The 16591-nt window shown below is 71.3% G+C and carries 13 protein-coding genes and 1 tRNA gene; 5 read left to right on the top strand and 9 right to left on the bottom strand.

From position 1 onward, the window contains the following. Positions 1-55: 55 nt before the first annotated feature. Positions 56-1927 carry an alkyl/aryl-sulfatase gene (locus ACIQD7_RS28890; protein ID WP_402445385.1) on the bottom strand — a complete coding sequence of 624 codons (1872 nt, stop codon included), beginning with the start codon at positions 1925-1927 and terminating at the stop codon, positions 56-58. 187 nt (positions 1928-2114) lie between these two features. Here ACIQD7_RS28890 and ACIQD7_RS28885 point away from each other — a divergent pair, with 187 nt between their 5' ends. Then, positions 2115-2396 carry a hypothetical protein gene (locus ACIQD7_RS28885; RefSeq protein WP_402445384.1) on the top strand — a complete coding sequence of 94 codons (282 nt, stop codon included), beginning with the start codon at positions 2115-2117 and terminating at the stop codon, positions 2394-2396. A gap of 47 nt (positions 2397-2443) precedes the next feature. On the opposite strand, the gene ACIQD7_RS28880 is transcribed toward ACIQD7_RS28885, so the two are convergent. After that, the gene (locus ACIQD7_RS28880; protein ID WP_402445382.1) at positions 2444-3496 is read right to left on the bottom strand and encodes a serine/threonine-protein kinase; all 1053 of its coding nucleotides are present in this window, start codon (positions 3494-3496) and stop codon (positions 2444-2446) included. Positions 3497-3716: 220 nt separating this feature from the next. Between ACIQD7_RS28880 and ACIQD7_RS28875 the strand changes: the two genes are divergently transcribed. Then, a complete protein-coding gene (locus tag ACIQD7_RS28875) occupies positions 3717-4595 on the top strand; it encodes a glycosyltransferase family 2 protein (protein ID WP_402445380.1) in 879 nt (292 codons plus the stop codon). 10 nt (positions 4596-4605) lie between these two features. On the opposite strand, the gene fxsT is transcribed toward ACIQD7_RS28875, so the two are convergent. Together fxsT and ACIQD7_RS28865 are read right to left on the bottom strand one after the other, a co-directional pair. Next, the gene (gene fxsT / locus ACIQD7_RS28870; protein ID WP_402445379.1) at positions 4606-7371 is read right to left on the bottom strand and encodes an FxSxx-COOH system tetratricopeptide repeat protein; all 2766 of its coding nucleotides are present in this window, start codon (positions 7369-7371) and stop codon (positions 4606-4608) included. 104 nt (positions 7372-7475) lie between these two features. Further along, positions 7476-8225 (bottom strand): hypothetical protein, encoded by a 750-nt coding sequence (locus ACIQD7_RS28865; RefSeq protein WP_402445377.1) that lies wholly within the window; start codon positions 8223-8225, stop codon positions 7476-7478. Between the two features lie 208 nt (positions 8226-8433). On the opposite strand from ACIQD7_RS28865, the gene ACIQD7_RS28860 reads away from it, so the two are divergent. Next, entirely contained in the window at positions 8434-9099 is a 666-nt protein-coding gene (locus ACIQD7_RS28860; protein ID WP_402445375.1) for a hypothetical protein, read from the top strand. A 99-nt stretch (positions 9100-9198) separates the two neighbouring features. Here the strand turns inward: ACIQD7_RS28860 and ACIQD7_RS28855 are convergent. Next, positions 9199-9272, bottom strand: a tRNA-Pro gene (locus tag ACIQD7_RS28855). A 99-nt stretch (positions 9273-9371) separates the two neighbouring features. Next, the gene (locus ACIQD7_RS28850) at positions 9372-10310 is read right to left on the bottom strand and encodes a metallophosphoesterase (RefSeq protein ID WP_121833834.1); all 939 of its coding nucleotides are present in this window, start codon (positions 10308-10310) and stop codon (positions 9372-9374) included. 73 nt (positions 10311-10383) lie between these two features. Here ACIQD7_RS28850 and ACIQD7_RS28845 point away from each other — a divergent pair, with 73 nt between their 5' ends. Next, positions 10384-10848 (top strand): GatB/YqeY domain-containing protein, encoded by a 465-nt coding sequence (locus ACIQD7_RS28845; protein WP_121833833.1) that lies wholly within the window; start codon positions 10384-10386, stop codon positions 10846-10848. Positions 10849-10934: 86 nt separating this feature from the next. Here ACIQD7_RS28845 and ACIQD7_RS28840 read toward each other — a convergent pair whose 3' ends face one another. Next, on the bottom strand, positions 10935-13130 hold the full coding sequence (locus tag ACIQD7_RS28840; RefSeq protein ID WP_402445373.1) for a transglycosylase domain-containing protein: 2196 nt from the start codon (positions 13128-13130) through the stop codon (positions 10935-10937). Between the two features lie 527 nt (positions 13131-13657). Here ACIQD7_RS28840 and ACIQD7_RS28835 point away from each other — a divergent pair. Then, a complete protein-coding gene (locus ACIQD7_RS28835; RefSeq protein WP_030206027.1) occupies positions 13658-14002 on the top strand; it encodes a WhiB family transcriptional regulator in 345 nt (114 codons plus the stop codon). An 82-nt stretch (positions 14003-14084) separates the two neighbouring features. Here the strand turns inward: ACIQD7_RS28835 and ACIQD7_RS28830 are convergent, their stop codons facing one another. Together ACIQD7_RS28830 and ACIQD7_RS28825 are read right to left on the bottom strand one after the other, a co-directional pair. Then, a complete protein-coding gene (locus ACIQD7_RS28830; protein WP_402445371.1) occupies positions 14085-15611 on the bottom strand; it encodes an ArsA family ATPase in 1527 nt (508 codons plus the stop codon). Further along, positions 15608-16570: an ArsA family ATPase gene (locus tag ACIQD7_RS28825; protein ID WP_402445370.1), complete on the bottom strand. Its 963-nt coding sequence runs from the start codon at positions 16568-16570 to the stop codon at positions 15608-15610. The genes ACIQD7_RS28830 and ACIQD7_RS28825 overlap by 4 nt, the downstream gene beginning before the upstream one ends. Positions 16571-16591: the final 21 nt, after the last annotated feature.

Genomic DNA, 16591 nt, shown 5'->3' with positions numbered 1-16591 from the left:
CAGGAGGCCCAGGAGACCCGAGAGCCCTATGCGTCTCCGGCGCCGGGAAGGGGTTTCACGGGGTGACGATCGGGAAGAGCGGGTCGGGCTTCGTCACGTACGAGAGGAGGCGGGCGAGCAGGGCGGGGTCGCCCTCCACCCCGACCCCGAGCTCCCCGGGCCCCTCCCCGGCGAGCAGGCCGAGCAGTTGCTGCTTGGACAGGGTCAGGGTGAGCCCGGCGGGCGTCCGGGGGTCGGTGACCGCCCGGTGGGTGAGGGCCCCGTTGTGCAGGGTGAGCCGCCGCCGACCGCCCTCCGGGTCGTCCGTCAGGACCAGGTCGAGCGTCAGGTCGTCGTTCCAGGCGCGCGGCCCGTCGATCGCGACGGCGATCGAGTCGATCAGCATCGGGACGGTGAGGGCCATCGCCATCTCGGGGTTCGTCATGTCGACCGTCTCGCCACTGACCCCGTTCCGCAGCTCCTGCGCCGAGGTGAGGTAGAAGTTGCGCCAGGGGCCGTTCTCGGAGCCGTACCCCAGCCGGTCGTAGACCCCGGCGAGCGTCTCCCTGGCCTCCTCGTGGACCGCGCTCGCCGGGCGCTCCTCGCCCACGGGGACCTCCGGCGCGGTGGCGAAGACCAGGTGGTTCAGGAGGGTCGCGGCGAACCGCAGGTCGCCCTCCGCCACGTACGCGCGTGCCTTGGCGAGGGCCTCGGCGGGCCCGCCCGCCACCGCCACGTACCGCTTGGCGAGTTCGACCGGCGGGTGCTCCCAGAGGTGGGCCACGTTGCCGTCGAACCAGCCCAGGTAGCGCTGGTAGACCGCCTTCGCGTTGTGGTGCAGGGAGCCGTAGTACCCGCGCGCGTGCCAGGCGCGGGCGAGCGCCGGCGGCGGTTCGAGCAGCTCGGCGATCTCCGGCGCGGTGAGGCCCTCGTTGAGCATCCGCAGCGTCTGGTCGTGCAGGTACGCGTAGAGGTCGCGCTGCTCGGTCAGGAACCGCACCACCTCGTCGTGGCCCCAGGTGGGCCAGTGGTGGGAGGCGAAGGCGACGTCGTACCGCCCGTGGAAGTACTCGATCGCCTCGTCGAGGTACGCGGCCCAGACCCGGGCGTCGCGGACGACCGCGCCGCGCAGGGTCAGGACGTTGTGCAGGTTGTGCGTGGCGTTCTCGGCCAGGCACAGGGCGCGGAGGTCGGGGAAGAGGAAGTTCATCTCGGCCGGGGCCTCGGTGCCCGGCGTGAGCTGGAAGACGATCCGCACGCCGTCGACCGTCTCCTCCTGGCCGGTCCCGGTGATGTCCACGGTCGGCGGGATCAGGCTGATGGTGCCGGTGGACATGGTCGGGCCGAGCCCGGCGCCGATCTGGGCGTCCGGCGCCTTCGGCAGGTTCGATCCGTACATGTAGGCCGCCCGGCGGGTCATGGCGTTGCCCGCGTACACGTTCTCGCTGACGGCGTGCTCCAGGAAGCCGGCCGGGGCGAGGACCGGCACGCCCTCCTCGGTGCCGCGCGGCAGGACGCCCCGGGCCCCGCCGAAGTGGTCGCCGTGCGAGTGGGTGTAGATCAGGCCGGTGACCGGGCGGTCGCCGCGGTGCTCCCGGTAGAGCGCGAGGGCCGCGGCGGCGGTCTCCGTGGAGATCAGCGGGTCGATGACGACGACCCCGCGCTCGCCCTCGACGAGCGTCATGTTCGACAGGTCGAGGCCCCGCACCTGGTAGACGCCCTCGGTGACCTCGTAGAGCCCCTGCCGGGCGCAGAGCCGCGACTGGCGCCAGAGGCTGGGGTGGGCGGTGTCGGGGCAGTCCGCCTCCAGGAACGCGTAGGCGTCGCCGTCCCAGACCGTCCGCCCGCCGGCGTCCGTGACCGTGCCGGGGACGAGGGCGGCGAGGAAGCCCCGGTCGGCGTTCTCGAAGTCCGTCGTGTCCTCGAACGAGGGGAGGGTGTCGCTCATGGGCGGGGTGCTCCGTTCCGCGCGGGCGCCGCTCGCCGTACCGGTACGTGAGGGTCCGTGTCGGTCCGTGGCGGTTCGTACCGGTCCATCTGACCATCGGGCCCCCGCGCCCGCACGCCGGGGCGGGGGAGCGGGGAGGGGCGGGAGAGCCGGGCCGTACCTACTCTGGGAGGTACGGAGGTGACCCATGAGACGACGGCACCACTTCCACATCGACCACCTCGGGCACTCGGTCTCCGTGACCGTGGAGACGGGCCACTCGGCGGCCGTCGACGTCCTCGTCGACGGCAAGGAGACCGCCCGGGTCGTGATCGGGCGCGAACGGCAGGTCGCGCTCCCGGTCGAGCTGCTGACCGACCCTCCGACGACGGTGACCGTACGGGCGACCGCGGGCCCCGGCGTACCGCGCTGCCTGCTGATCCCGGCGGACGAGGGGGATCCGCTGGTGATGGCGCCGAGGCCGTACTGAACCGTCCGTGACCGTGCCGCGGGCGTGCCGTGACCGTGCCGCGGGCGTCAGGAGAGCCAGGCCATCCCGATGATCAGGAAGACCACGAAGGCGATGGCCCCGGCCACGGCGGCCGTCTTGCGCGGGCGGCGCCGGGAGAGCTCCGCGAGCCCGCCGCCGGGGGCCGGGCGCTCGCGCCGCCGGGAGGCGGGCGCGGCGGGCACGGTCGTCGGCGGCGGGGTGGGGGCGGGCACGTGCCGGGGCATGGGTGCGGGGCGGTGCGGCGCGGGAGCGGGCGGGGCCTGGTGGTAGGAGCGCCAGGCGCCGGAGGAGAACCAGTCGGCGATGGCCTGCGCGGAGGGCCGCTGCTCGGGCTGCTTCGCCAGCAGGCTCAGCAGGTACGACTCGAACTCGGGCGGCAGCGCGACCCCGAGGTGCGCGGGCGGCGCGGGCGGGGTGTCGATGTGCTGGTAGAGCAGGGCGGTGGCGGTGTCCGCGCGGAACGGGGGTCTTCCGGTGAGCAGTTGGTAGAGCACACAGCCCAGCGAGTACACGTCGGAGGCGGGCGAGGCGGGCTGCCCGAGGGCCCGCTCGGGCGCCAGGTACAGCCCGGTGCCCACGATCTGACCGGTCGTCGTGAGCGCGGCCGAGGGGTCGTCGACGAAGCGGGCGATGCCGAAGTCGGCGAGCTTCACGGTCCCTTCGGCGTCGATGAGCAGGTTCCCCGGCTTGATGTCCCGGTGCACCACGCCCTGCCGGTGCGCGGCCGCGAGCCCGGCGGCGGCGTGCGCGGCGACCACGGCGACCCGCTCGGGCGGCAGGACCAGGGGGTCGGAGGGGCTTCCGGCGAGGCTGTCGCCCTCGACCAACTCCATGACGAGGAACAGCTTCCCGTCCCAGGTGCCGAAGTCGAAGACGCCCACCACGTGCGGGTGGCTGAGCCGGGCGGCGGTCTGCGCCTCCAGGCGGAACCGGTCGCCCGCGGAGGGGTCGGCCGCGTTGGCCAGCATCAGCTTCACGGCCACGGACCGGCCGAGGACCTCGTCGGTGGCCTGCCACACCTCGCCCATGCCGCCCCGGCCGATACACACGTGAAGCCGATATCGGTCCGCGACCAGCACCTGGAGACCACCCTTTCGAAGATCGATCAACCTGACGGAAGGGAACCAGCGTAGAGCCGCGCGACCGCGCTCCTCGCCGCGCTCCCCCTCCGAACGCCCCCGCGGTGCACGACATCCGTGGTCCGGGTGAACGGAAGGTGGCGCGGGGCGGCTAGCATCGCGGCCCGAAAGGCCTTCGAGGCCTGCGAGGACCTTTGGCCTGCGAGGAACGGAGCGGACCGTGGCGCGACCGCGTATCGGTGTGGCGGTACTGACGATGGGCACGCGCCCGGCCGAGCTGCGGGCGCTGCTCGACGCCGTGGCGGCCCAGGACGAGCCGGCCGCCCGGATCGTGGTCGTCGGCAACGGCACGGGCTCGCTCCCGGAGCTGCCCGAGGGCGTCACCGGGGTCGAACTCCCGGAGAACCGGGGGGTGACGGGCGGCCGGAACGTCGCGCTCGACACGCTCCGCGCCTTCGGCGACGTGGACGTGGTGGTGGACCTCGACGACGACGGCCTGCTCGTCGACCGGGACGTCTTCCGCCGCCTCGCGGACCTGTACGACGGGGACCCGGCGCTCGGCGTGGTCTCGTTCCGCATCGCGGACGAGACCGGCGAGACCCAGCGCCGCCACGTGCCCCGCCTCGGGGCGAAGGACCCGATGCGCGGCGGCGAGGTGACCACCTTCCTCGGCGGCGGCCACGGCCTGTCGATGCGGATGCTCGACGAGATCGGCGGCTGGCCGGAGGACTTCTTCTTCACCCACGAGGAGACGGACCTCGCCTGGCGGGCCCTGGACGCGGGCTGGAAGGTCGTCTACGAGCCGAAGCTCCTCCTCCAGCACCCGAAGACCAGCCCGGCCCGGCACGCCGTCTACCACCGCATGACCGCCCGCAACCGCGTCTGGCTGGCCAAGCGCAACCTCCCGGCCCTCCTGGTCCCCGTCTACCTCGGCGTCTGGACCCTCCTCACCTTCGCCCGCACCCGCTCCCTCCCCGGCCTCGGCGCCTGGCTCACCGGCTTCGCCGAGGGCATCCGCCGCCCGGCGGGCCCCCGCGTCCCGATCCGCTGGGCCACAGTCCTGCGCATGACGCGGCTGGGGCGGCCGCCGGTGATCTGACGGCCCCTGGTCACCGGGACTTCTTGCCGAAGCGGCGCTTCTTCGGCTTCTGCTGGGCGAGCAGCCGCTGGGCCTTGAAACGCTGCCCCGTTTCGGTCAGGACGGTGGCGAGCGACGCGGTGACCTGCACAGTGTCGCGGTGCTGGTCACCGAGGATGCGTCGCAGATGGCCACGCGTCTCTTCGAGCAGTCGGATCGCCTCCGGGTGACGCCGGAGGGCGTGCAAGGTGATGGCCAGGCTGTGGGCGACCTTCAAGGTCTCGGGACGATCGGTACCGAAAGTGCGCTGCATCCGGGCGAGGACGTCTTCTTGCAGGCGGCAGGCCTCGTCCGGTTTGCCCAGGACGCGCAGGGTGATGCCGAGGTTGTGGGCCGACTGGAGGCTGTCGGGGTGGTCGTTGCCGAGGATGCGGCGTTGCCGGGTGAGGGTGTCCTCGTGCATGCGGCGGGCCTCGTCTGTTTTGTGCAGGTCGTGCAGGGCGCTGGCGAGGTCGTTGGCGGATCGGAGGGTGTTGGGGTGGTCGTCGCCGAGGACGCGGCGTCGCCGGGCGAGGGTGTCCTCGTGCATGCGGTGGGCCTCGTCCAGTTCGCCTAGATCGTGCAGTGTGATGCCGAGGCCGTGGGCGGATCGGAGGGTGTCGGGGTGGTCGTCGCCGAGGACGCGGCGCTGCCGGGTGAGGGTGTCTTCGTGCATGCGGCGGGCCTCGTCCGGTTTGCCGAAGGCGCGCAGGACGGCTGCGAGGTTGTGGGCGGAACTGAGGGTGTCGGGGTGGTCGTCGCCGAGGACGCGGCGCCGCCGGGTCAGAGTGTCCTCGTGCGTAAGGTGAACCTCTGTGTTCACGCTGATGGAATCCAAGATCACGGCCAGGTCGTTGGCGGAATGCAGCGTGTCGGGGTGATCGTCCCCGAGCGTGCGCTGCCGCCGGGCGAACGTGTCCTGAATGAGGGGCAGGGCTCCCTTGAGGTCGCCGAGATCGCTGGTCGCGTGACCGAGGTACTGCGTGCAGGTGAGGGTGTGCGGGTGCTCCTCTCCGAGTTCGGAGACCCATGACCGCCGCAGTGAGGTCGTGAGACCGTGGGCGCTCTGTGGCTGGCCGCTTCGAATGAGGAAGAGCACGGCCCTGAGCAGGAGGACCCTCAGCTCCGGGCGGTCGGAGAGGAGGGCGTGCTGAGCTGTGAGGTGGGAGGCGAGCGCGGCCCAGTCGAGCCAGGTGTCAGGAGTTTCGGGGTCGCCCGGGTCGACGCCGCCGAGGACGGCCGCGACGTCGCCGCAGATCATCCGGACCTGCTCCGCTTCGGTCTGGTCACGGAGGACCGCCTGCGTCAGACGGTGGATCTGGAACGCCTCGTGGTCCACCCGGGCGAGCCCGTAACGGCTCAGGGGCTGCAGGGCGGTGTGCGGCCACATCAGGTCGTCCGGATCGCCGGGGATGGTGCTCAGCCGGGGACGCGCCTCCTCCAGCCAACTGGTCGGAATGGGCTCGGGACCGAAGAACGCGCCGAGGCGCAGAAGGGCGAGGGCGTCGGGGTGGCTGTCCCCCAGTCGGTCGGTGGCGATGTCGACCGAAGCGGCCAGCGTGGCCGGATAGCCCGGGGCTTCGCCCTCCTCCAGGATCCTCGCCGTGCTGGTGGTGACGAGCCGGCGGTAGCGGTCGAGGGTCATGCCACTGCCGACGACGCCCGCTGCCTGGGCCAGGGCCAGGGGAAGGTCGCCGAGGTCCTTGGCGAGGGCGTCGGCCTGGTCGGGGGCGATGCCCGGGATACGGAGTTCGAGGTAGGCGACGGCGTCGGAGCGGGTGAAGACGTCCAGTCCCGTCTGGTGGGCGACGCCCTGCCAGTCGGGGTTGCGCGAGGTGATGAGGACGTGGCCGGGCCCTTCGGGAAGCCAGGGCTCGATCTGGCCGGGATCCTCGGCGTTGTCGAGGATGAGGAGCCAGCGCTGCCGGTCGCGCAGGTGCTGCAGCAGGGCACGGGCGTTGTGCTCGGAGCCCGCGTCGGGTTTGGCGATGCCGAGGCGGTCCGCCAACTCCGTGTAGTGGACGGGCAGCTGGTCGGCCTGCTCGGCGTCGATCCACCACACCAGGTCGTACTGGCCGCCGAAGCGGTGGGCGTAGGCCAGGGCGATCTGGGTCTTGCCGATGCCGCCCATCCCGTGCAGCACCTGCACCAGGGACTGCCGGGGGGCGAGCAGTCCCTCACGGAGCCGGGTGAGCTCGGCCTCGCGCCCGGAGAAGTCGGGGTTGCGTCGGCGTACGTTCCACACGTCGGGCCGGCCCGCGCTGCTCGGCAGCCGGGGTTGCGTGTCGTCGGAGGCCGAAGCCGGTTCCACCGACGCGGGAGTGCCGGGAAAGGCCGGGCTGCTGGTCGGGCGGGCCCCGCCGTCGATCGCCTCCCGGAGGGCCGCCAGGGCGGCGGTCTTGTCCAGTCCGTGGAGGTCCTTGCGGAGCCTCCGTGCCAGGATCGGGGGGACGTCGTCGGTGGCGATGGGTTCGAGAGCGAGAGGAATGATGCGGTCCCTGCGGGCGACCGTGGCGGCCCACTCCTCCTCGGTCCACCGCCCGGGCTCGAAGTAGGACTTGGAGAAGAGGGCCACGACGGCGTCGACCGTCCCGAGGGCGTTGTCCATGTGGCGTACGAAGTCGTCACCGGTACGCCAGTCCCAGACGTCGAGCGTGACCTCGTGGCCGGCCCGCTCCAGGTGCCAGCCCACCCATTCCGCCCAGGGGCGGTCCGGCCCCGCGTAACTGATGAAGAACCGCTGTGTACTCTCGGTCATCGTGGCCCCCCGAGTGACCAGGTGCTTGTCGTGCCGTGTCGCCCAATGATCCCCCGCCGAGCGCGGACGTTGCAGGTGAACGACGAGGTCGTCACCGGGCCGCCTCAGGGGGTGTCGGCCCCGGCCCCCTGCTGGTGGGGGACCGGCGTGCCCCCGGCTCCCGGGTTCCACGCGGACCGGCGCAGATGCCGTTCCGGGTCGCGGACCCCGGCGATCTCCCCGAGACCGATGACGTACGGACGCAGGCGCTGCTGGAGTTCCTTGAGATCGGCACGGAACGCGGCGTTGTCGGGCCACTCCGTCTCGTCCACCCGCTCGCCCTGGGAGGCCTCCCAGGCGCTCAGCCGCGGATGCCACTTCGCGAGGAACGGGGCGAGCTCGAAGTTCAGGACGTCCAGGACGAGCTCGTGCACCGAGTCACCCTTGGCGGGCGGCGGGGGCGCGGCCCCGGACTCCAGCGGCTCCCGGTACAGGTCGAACAGGGTCTTGAGCGAGGTCAGCGCCTCGCGGAGGTTCCCGCTGCCGTCGTCCAGCGGACGGGTGGCGATACGCGTGGAAGCCTGGAAGAACATCCGCAGGGCCGCCTGCCGCATGTCCGTGTTGGCGGCGAAGACCATCACGCTTCCGGGCAGGGTGAGTTGTACCTCCGTCAGTTGCGCCGACCGGCGGTAGAACTCGGCCCCCAGCACGATCGCGACACCGGCCAGTCCGCCCACCACGACCGAGAGCGACTGACCCCCGGTCTGACTGATGGAGTACGCGGCGATGCCGACCACCGCGCCGACCAGCCCGGCGAAACCCGCCCGCGCCGCTGTCCGGGCACCCGGTCCCCACGCACGACTGCGACGCGTCACCACAAGAATCTCCCCCTGACTCCCCGTTGGCCACCGACAGTACTGATCACTCTCGGTACCTTCAACGCCCCTTCCCACAAGGGGTGTACAGGATGGAAGGGATTCGGCCTCTCACCACGCCGCTGCCCGCCGGGCGGCGTCCGGGGCGTCCGGGGCGAAGGGGCATGTTCGATGGCGTGCTCCTGCGCGGAGACGTAGTTTCCGGTGCATGAGCGAGCAATTCGTCAGCAACGATGTGAGTGGGCACGTCAAGGGGTCGGTACTCCAAGCGAGGACGATCCGGGACGTGCGCGTATCGAGCACGGTGAACAACCTGGTCAAGGAGGCTCGTTCGCTGAAACTCGTGGCGACGGCGTACCGGGTGGTGGCTTCTCTCGCAGCGCTGGCTGCCATCGCCGCCGATCACGGTGATACACCGCTTGACGCGCTGGCCGCCGGGTGCGATGCGCTGGCTCTTCCCTCGGGATGGGCGGTGTCCACCGCGAGCTGGATCGCCGAGCGAGCCGAACTGGTCGGAGGCGTGGCGCAGCTCTTGCTGATGGCCGGACTGATGGCGCTGCCCAGGCCACGCCAGATGGGGTGGGACGTCGGGCAGACGATGGAATGGCGTAGCCCGTCGACAGTGGTGCTGTCCTTCGTGCTCCTGGTGCAGTGCGGCGATACGTGGCCGGCGCTCCTGACGGTCGCGGTCGCCGCTGCCGTCGGCACCTGGATGCTGAGCGGCCCCAAGCACCGGTGGAGTCGCTCTGATCACATGATGGTGGCCGGGAGCAGCATCATCCTCGCCGTGTTCTTCGCCCCACTCTTCGTGTTCGCGTGGTTCTTCGGTCGCGACCCGGGCAGTGAGCCGTATGCGCCTGCTGAACCCGATTAGCCGGCAAGGTTGGCGAGAGACCCCTCGTATAACCCTGGAAACCACTCAGGGGCCCGACCCGCTCTCGCGGATCAGGCCCCTGACCTGGTGTTTCGGCTGTCGGGGTGGCGGGATTTGAACCCACGACCTCTTCGTCCCGAACGAAGCGCGCTGCCAAGCTGCGCTACACCCCGATGTCGCTGCTCTGCGTGTTCACGTCGCGGCGACATCGATTACTTTAGCCCACGCGCGCGCTGAGGCGAAATCCGGTATTCGGGGGCGTCGCCCCGGGGTCAGGGGCGGGCCGTCAGGGTGAGGAGGGTGGCCTCCGGGGGGCAGGCGAAGCGGACCGGGGTGAAGCGGTTGGTGCCGCAGCCCGCCGAGACGTGCAGGTAGGACGTGTGGCCCCCGGCCGTGTGGGTGGAGAGGCCCCGCGCCCGGTCCGTGTCCAGGTCGCAGTTGGTGACGAGCGCCCCGTAGAGGGGGACGCGGAGCTGGCCGCCGTGCGTGTGCCCGGCGAGGACCAGCTCGTACCCGTCCGCCGTGAAGGCGTCCAGGGAGCGCAGGTACGGGGCGTGGACCACGCCCACCGTGAAGTCGGCGTCCGGGTCCGGGCCGCCCGCCACCCGGTCGTACCGGTCCCGCTTGATGTGCGGGTCGTCCAGGCCGGTGAACGCCAGCTCGGCCCCCGACAGCTTCAGCCGGCCCCGGGTGTTGGTGAGGTCCACCCAGCCCGCCGCGTCGAAGGCGTCCCGCATCCCCTCCCAGGGGTTGTGGACGGCGCCGACCGCCGGCTTGTTGCCGTTGAGGCCGTGGCGGCCCTGCGCCTTCTCCAGCAGGTAGCGCGCGGGGTTGCGCAGCTTGGGACCGTAGTAGTCGTTGGACCCGAAGACGTACACGCCCGGGAACTCCATCAGCGGCCCGAGCGCGTCCAGGACCTCCGGCACCGCCTCGGTGTCCGAGAGGTTGTCCCCGGTGTTCACGACGAAGTCCGGGCGGAGCCCGGCGAGCGACTGGAGCCAGGCCCGCTTCTTGCGCTGGCCGCTCACCATGTGGATGTCGGAGACCTGGAGGACCCGCAGGTCGCCCATGCCGCGGGGGAGGACCGGGACCGTCACCCGGCGGAGCCGGAAGGAGCGGGCCTCGAAGCCCGCCGCGTAGACGAGTCCGGCCGCGGCCGTCGCCGTGAGGCCTGCCGTGATCTTCAGGGGGATCCCGTACCGTGCGCGCATCCCCCCATCGTCGCAGACCCGTGCGGGGGAAATGCGCGGGCGGTGGGGGTGCGGCACCTGCCACACTTGGGTCATGACCACGCTCAAGGCGAAGCTCCAGGACGACCTCAACGCCGCGATCAGGGAGCGCGACGAACTGCGCTCCTCGACCCTCCGGCTGACCATCACCGCGATCACCAAGGAGGAGGTCGCGGGCAAGACCAAGCGCGAACTCTCCGACGACGAGGTGCAGAAGGTGATCGCCAAGGAGGCGAAGAAGCGCCGCGAGGCCGCGGACGCCTTCGCCCAGGGCGGTCGCCCCGAGTCCGCCGAGCGCGAGCGGGCCGAGGGCCTCCTCCTCGACGCGTACCTGCCGAAGCAGCTCAGCGACGAGGAGCTCGACGGGATCGTCGCGGAGGCCGTCGAGGAGGCGAGGGCGGCGGGTGCCGAGGGGCCGCGCGCCATGGGCGCCGTCATGAAGATCGTGAACCCCAAGGTGGCCGGCCGGGCCGAGGGCGGCCGGGTCGCCGCCGCCGTGAAGAAGCTGCTCGCGGGCTGACCCGCGGGGAGACACGAGGAAGGGCGCCCCCACCAGTGGGGGCGCCCTCCTTCGTGTTCCGGGACAGTGGGCCGGCGGAGCCGGGGTCAGTCGAAGATGCCCGGCGGGAGCGTGATCCCGGGGAGGTTCGGCTTGCCGTCGCGCGGCTTCTTCGGCTTCTTCGGCTTGTTCGGGCCCTCGTCGCCCTCCTTCTCCTTGCCCTTGGGGGCCTCGGCCCGCGGCACGGAGATGGGGGTGAAGGACGGGGTGTTGCCGGCGTCCAGCGCGCCGGTCATCGCGATCTTCCAGATCGGACCCGGGAGGCAGCCGCCGCAGACCTTGTCGTAGTATTCGCCGCCGATCCGGATGTCGTACATCGACTTCTTCTCGCCGACGTCGTCACCGACCCAGACCGCCGTGGCCAGGTTCGGGGTGTAGCCGACGAACCAGGCGTCCTTGCGGTCGTTGGTCGTACCGGTCTTGCCCGCGTTGTCGCGGTCGCTCAGGCCGGCCTTCTGGCCGGTGCCGTCCTCGACGACGCCCTTCAGCATCTGGCTGATCGTGTCGGCGGTCCGGTCGCTCATCGCCCGGGTGCACTTCGTCTGCGGCACGTTGAGCTTGTCGCCGTTGGCGGCCTTGACCGACTCGATGACGACCGGGGTGCAGTACAGGCCCCGGTTGGCGAAGGTCGCGTAGACGGACGCCATGTCGAGCGGGGTGCTCTCCAGGCTGCCGAGGGTGGCGGACGGGCTCTGCTTCATGGGCTTGCCCAGCTCGCGCTCGTAACCGACCTTCTTCGCCATCGTCAGCGTCTCGCACAGGCCGGCCATCTGCTCCAGCTTGGCGAAGTACGTGTTGATGGACTTGCCGAGCGCGCTGGTCATGTCGTACGAGCCCTTCTCGGACTTGAGCTCGTTGTTGACCTCCCAGTTGCTGTACCCGGCGGGCTTGCCGTCGCAGAGCCGGAAGTCGCTCTCCGGCAGGTTGATCTGCTCCGGGGTGTCGAAGCTCTGCGCCGGGCTCAGGCCCTTCTCGAGCGCTGCCGCGGCCGTGATCGGCTTGAAGGTCGAGCCGACCTGGAAGCCGAAGGTCGTGCCGCCCATCCGGCTGCCGACGGCGAGGTTGAGCGTCGTCTCGTTCTTCTTCGGATCCAGGCCGTACGGGCGGGACTGGCCCATCGAGAGGACCTTGCCCGTGCCGGGCTGGACCTGCACCACCGAGGCGGCGACCGGGTCGTCCTTGTTGACCTTCGCGATGGCGGCCTCGTTGGCAGCGGCCTGCGCGCGCGGGCTGAGCGTGGTCTTGACGGTGAGGCCGCCCAGGTTCCACAGCTTCTGGCGCTCCTCGGCCGTCTTGCCGAAGACCGGGTCGTTGAGGATCGTCTTGCGGACGTAGTCGCAGAAGAAGCCGGCGCCGTCGACGGCGGTGATGCAGCCGTTCTTCGGGGTCTTGACCTTCAGCTTCAGCGGAGCGGCCTTCGCCGCGTCCGCCTCGGCCTGGCTGATGTCCTTCACGTCGGCCATCCGCTGGAGGACCACGTTGCGGCGCTTGGTCGCTTCCTCGACGTCGTTGATCGGGTCGTAGCGGCTGGGCGACTGGACGAGGCCGGCCATCATCGCCGCCTCGCCGAGGGTCAGGTCGGCGGCGTGCTTGGAGAAGTACCGCTGCGAGGCGGCCTCGATGCCGTACGCCTGCTGCCCGAAGAACGTGATGTTGAGGTAGTTCTCCAGGATCTTCTTCTTGCCCAGCTCCTCCTCGACCTGGATCGCGAACTTCAGCTCGCGGACCTTGCGGCCGATGGTCTGCTGGGTGGCCTGCGCGACCTTCTCGGGGTCGTCGCCGGCCTCCTCGACGAAGACGTTCTTCACGTACTGCTGGGTGAGGGTCGACGCGCCCTCCGAGACCCCGCCGGACTGCGCGTTGCGGTTGATCGCGCGCAGCACGCCCTTGAGGTCGATCGCCCCGTGCTCGTAGAAGCGCCCGTCCTCGATCGCGACGATCGCCTTCTGCATGTACGGGGAGATCTTCTCGATCGGGACGACCGTCCGGTCCCGCGAGTACACCGTGGCGATCAGGCCGCCCTCGGAGTCGAGGATCTTGGTGCGCTGACTCAGCGGCGGGGTCTTCAGGTTCGAGGGGATCTCGTCGAACCCCTCGACCGTGCCCTTCGCGGCCAGCCCGAGTGCCCCGGCCGCGGGCAGGGCGATGCCTGCCAGCACGGCTCCGGCGAGCACACTGACACCGAGGAACTTGGCGGCCTGCTGGGTCCCGGTCAGACCGCCGCCCGAGCGCTTCTTTGCCATGGGGGGCAGCCTAATCCGTAGACATGAGCGAACAGCGGGAGCGGGGGCCTCTCGGAGCGTTCGGGTACCGGACCGTGACATCCGGCGGCGGTACGGGACCGGGCCCGGGCGCGCGCGTGCCCGGGTTTCCATTCGCCGGACAGGCGCACAGGCCTTGGCCTAAGCTGCTCACAACTGTCACAGCAGTGCGGTCCGACAACAAGGCCCGGTCGTGACGGCGGCATGAATTCCCGTGACCCCGAAACACGGGAAGCTCGTGTCCGATTCCGGCTCATGCGTCATGCGGTGTCCGAAGTGCGACCGCCGAGGAAGGGCATATCCACGGGGTATGTCCCTTATCCCACGCATGTCCATCGATCACTCCCCTGGGTGATCTGACGCGCACGCATAGTCCGTTCGGGCCATTCAAGATTGGGCCCGAAGGGGGTGTTGCGCTGTGCCCACCTTCCGTAACGTCCCAACTGGCAGCGGTGAATATGCCGCTGCCGCCGTGGGGGAGCCTCGATTCGGGAGAGGACGGCGCCGGTATGGGCTGGGTAGCTGACTGGAGTGCGCAGGCGGCCTGCCGCACTACCGATCCGGATGAACTTTTCGTGCAGGGAGCGGCGCAGAACAGGGCCAAGGCGGTGTGCACCGGATGCCCGGTGCGGACCGAGTGCCTCGCCGACGCCCTCGACAACCGCGTGGAGTTCGGCGTGTGGGGCGGGATGACGGAGCGCGAGCGCCGCGCCCTGCTGCGCCGGAGACCGACCGTCACCTCGTGGCGCCGGCTCCTGGAGACCGCGCGCACGGAGTACGAGCGGGGAGCGGGCCTGCTGCCCGTGGCGATGGACGACGACGCGACGTACGAGGCGTACGCGGCGGTCGGCTGAACGCGCCGGGGCGTGCGCCCCGTTGGAACGGACCCGTACGCGCACCGGGAGGGGATCCCGACGCGCGGACGGCGGAGAGGGCTCAGGCCGAGGACGTCCGCCCGGTCGTGAGCCGGTCACCGATGGCCCGCAGCCCGGCGAGGTCGTGCACATCGCCGGGCAGGGCGGCCACTTCCGCCACGGCCACCTCGGGGTGGCGCGCGGTGAAGCGGTCGCGCGTGTGCCGCTCGCGCGCGAGCACCCGCATCCGCTCGGCGTGGAGGCGCAGGAGACCCGCGGTGAGCTGTCGTACGTCTACGGCTACGTCTGTATCTGCGTCTGCATCTGCATCTACGTCTGTGGCGTCGTGCGCTTCGTCATCGGGGGCGTCGTCATCGAGTGCGGCGTCATGCTGTGCGGCCGGATCGGCAGCGGCTGTGGGGGCAGCCTCGGATCCGGCGGGTACGGCAGGTGCGGCGGGTACGGCTGATGCGGCGGCGGTGGCGAGTTCGGACGGCTCGGGGGCGGTGGCCGGGGAGCCACGCTGACCAGTCTTCCCGTCCCCCTGATCCACAATGCGACCCTCGTCAAGATTTTCCGCGGCGGCCCGCGCCCGCTCCGCCGAGAGGCCGGCGGCCCCGCTGCCGTGCACGCGGTTGAGGACGAGACCGGCCAGCGGCATCCGCTCCGCGGCCAGCCGCTCCACGAAGTACGCGGCCTCGCGCAGCGCGTCCCGCTCCGGCGTGGCCACCACGAGGAAGGCCGTGCCCGGGGCCTGGAGCAGCTTGTACGTGGCGTCGGCGCGGGTCCGGAAACCGCCGAACATCGTGTCCATCGCCGCCACGAACGTCTGCACGTCCTTGAGGAACTGACCCCCGAGCAGCTTCCCGAGCGTCCCCGTCATCATCGACATCCCGACGTTCAGGAACTTCATCCCGGCCCGGCCGCCCACCTTCGCCGGGGCCATGAGCAGCTTGATGAACGTCCCGTCGAGGAAGGACCCGAGCCGCTTCGGCGCGTCCAGGAAGTCCAGGGCGGACCGGGACGGCGGGGTGTCGACGACGATCAGGTCCCACTCGTCGCGCGCCCGGAGCTGGCCCAGCTTCTCCATCGCCATGTACTCCTGCGTACCGGCGAACCCGGCCGACAGGGACTGGTAGAAGGGATTCTCCAGGATCGCCCGGGCCCGCCCGGGCTCCGCGTGCGCCTCGACGATCTCGTCGAAGGTCCGCTTCATGTCGAGCATCATCGCGTGCAGCTCGCCGCCGTCGGAGCCCTTGATCCCCTCCACCTTGCGCGGGGTGTTGTCCAGGGAGTCGATCCCCATCGACTGGGCGAGGCGGCGGGCCGGGTCGATGGTGAGGACGACGACGCGCCGCCCGCGCTCCGCCGCCCGCACGCCTAGGGCCGCCGCCGTGGTCGTCTTGCCGACCCCGCCCGCGCCGCAGCAGACGATGATGCGGGTGCCCCGGTCGTCGAGCAGCGGATCCAGCTCCAGAACGGCGGCGGCGTCGAGCCCGCCCGTTCCGGGGCCGTCCGAGCCGGTCCCGCCGGGCCCGCGCCCGCGTCCGGCCGGGGCGTGGGGGGCCTCACGGCCGCCCGTGGCGGCGGTCGCCGTCTTCTCCGTCATGCGCCCACCCCTTGCCTCCGCAGTTCCTTCGCCAGTCGGTAGAGCCCCGCGATGTCGCCCCCGTCCCCCAGGTACGGAAGCTCGTACGCGGGGACGCCGACGCCGTCCAGGACGGCGCGCTGCGCCCGCTCCAGCTCCACCCGCCGGGCGTGCTCGGCCGCCTGGTCCAGGAGCGGATCGACCAGCTTCGCGGAGCCCGCGACGCCGACCGAGGCCAGGGTCTTCGCGATCGCCTCCCGGTGGTCGCCGGAGGCGGCCCGTACCGCCGCGGCGTCGAGGACGTGCGGCCGGACCATGTTCACCACGATCCGGCCCACCGGGAGCTCGGCCGCGCGGAGCTCCGCGATGCCGTCCGCCGTCTCCTGGACCGGCATCTCCTCCAGGAGGGTCACCAGGTGGACCGCCGTCTCGGGGGACTTGAGGACCCGCATGACGGCCTGCGCCTGGTTGTGTATCGGGCCGATCCTGGCCAGGCCGGCCACCTCGTCGTTGACGTTGAGGAAGCGGGTGATCCGGCCCGTGGGCGGCGCGTCCATGACCACGTGGTCGTAGGTCGGGCGCCCGTCCTTCTCCCGCCGCCGGACCGCCTCGCACGCCTTGCCGGTCAGCAGGACGTCCCGTACGCCCGGCGCTATCGTCGTCGCGAAGTCGATCGCGCCGAGCTTCTTCAGGGCCCGCCCCGCGCTGCCCAGTTTGTAGAACATCTGGAGGTAGTCGAGGAGCGCGCGCTCGGCGTCGATCGCCAGCGCGTACACCTCCCCGCCGCCCGGGGCGACGGCGATCTTGCGCTCCTCGTACGGAAGCGCCTCCGTCTCGAAGAGCTGTGCGATGCCCTGCCTGCCTTCGACCTCGACGAGGAGGGTCCGCTTCCCCTCCGTCGCAAGGGCGAGGGCGAGGGCGGCGGCGACCGTCGTCTTACCGGTACCACCCTTGCCGCTGACGACCTGGAGCCTGCTCACGTTGTCGAGCCTAACCACTGG

Source organism: Streptomyces sp. NPDC093071 (assembly GCF_044754545.1).
In the GTDB taxonomy this organism is placed as follows: Bacteria; Actinomycetota; Actinomycetes; order Streptomycetales; family Streptomycetaceae; genus Streptomyces.
The sequence above is the reverse complement of the archived record's forward strand: the minus strand, read 5'-3'. Positions and strand labels throughout refer to the sequence as shown.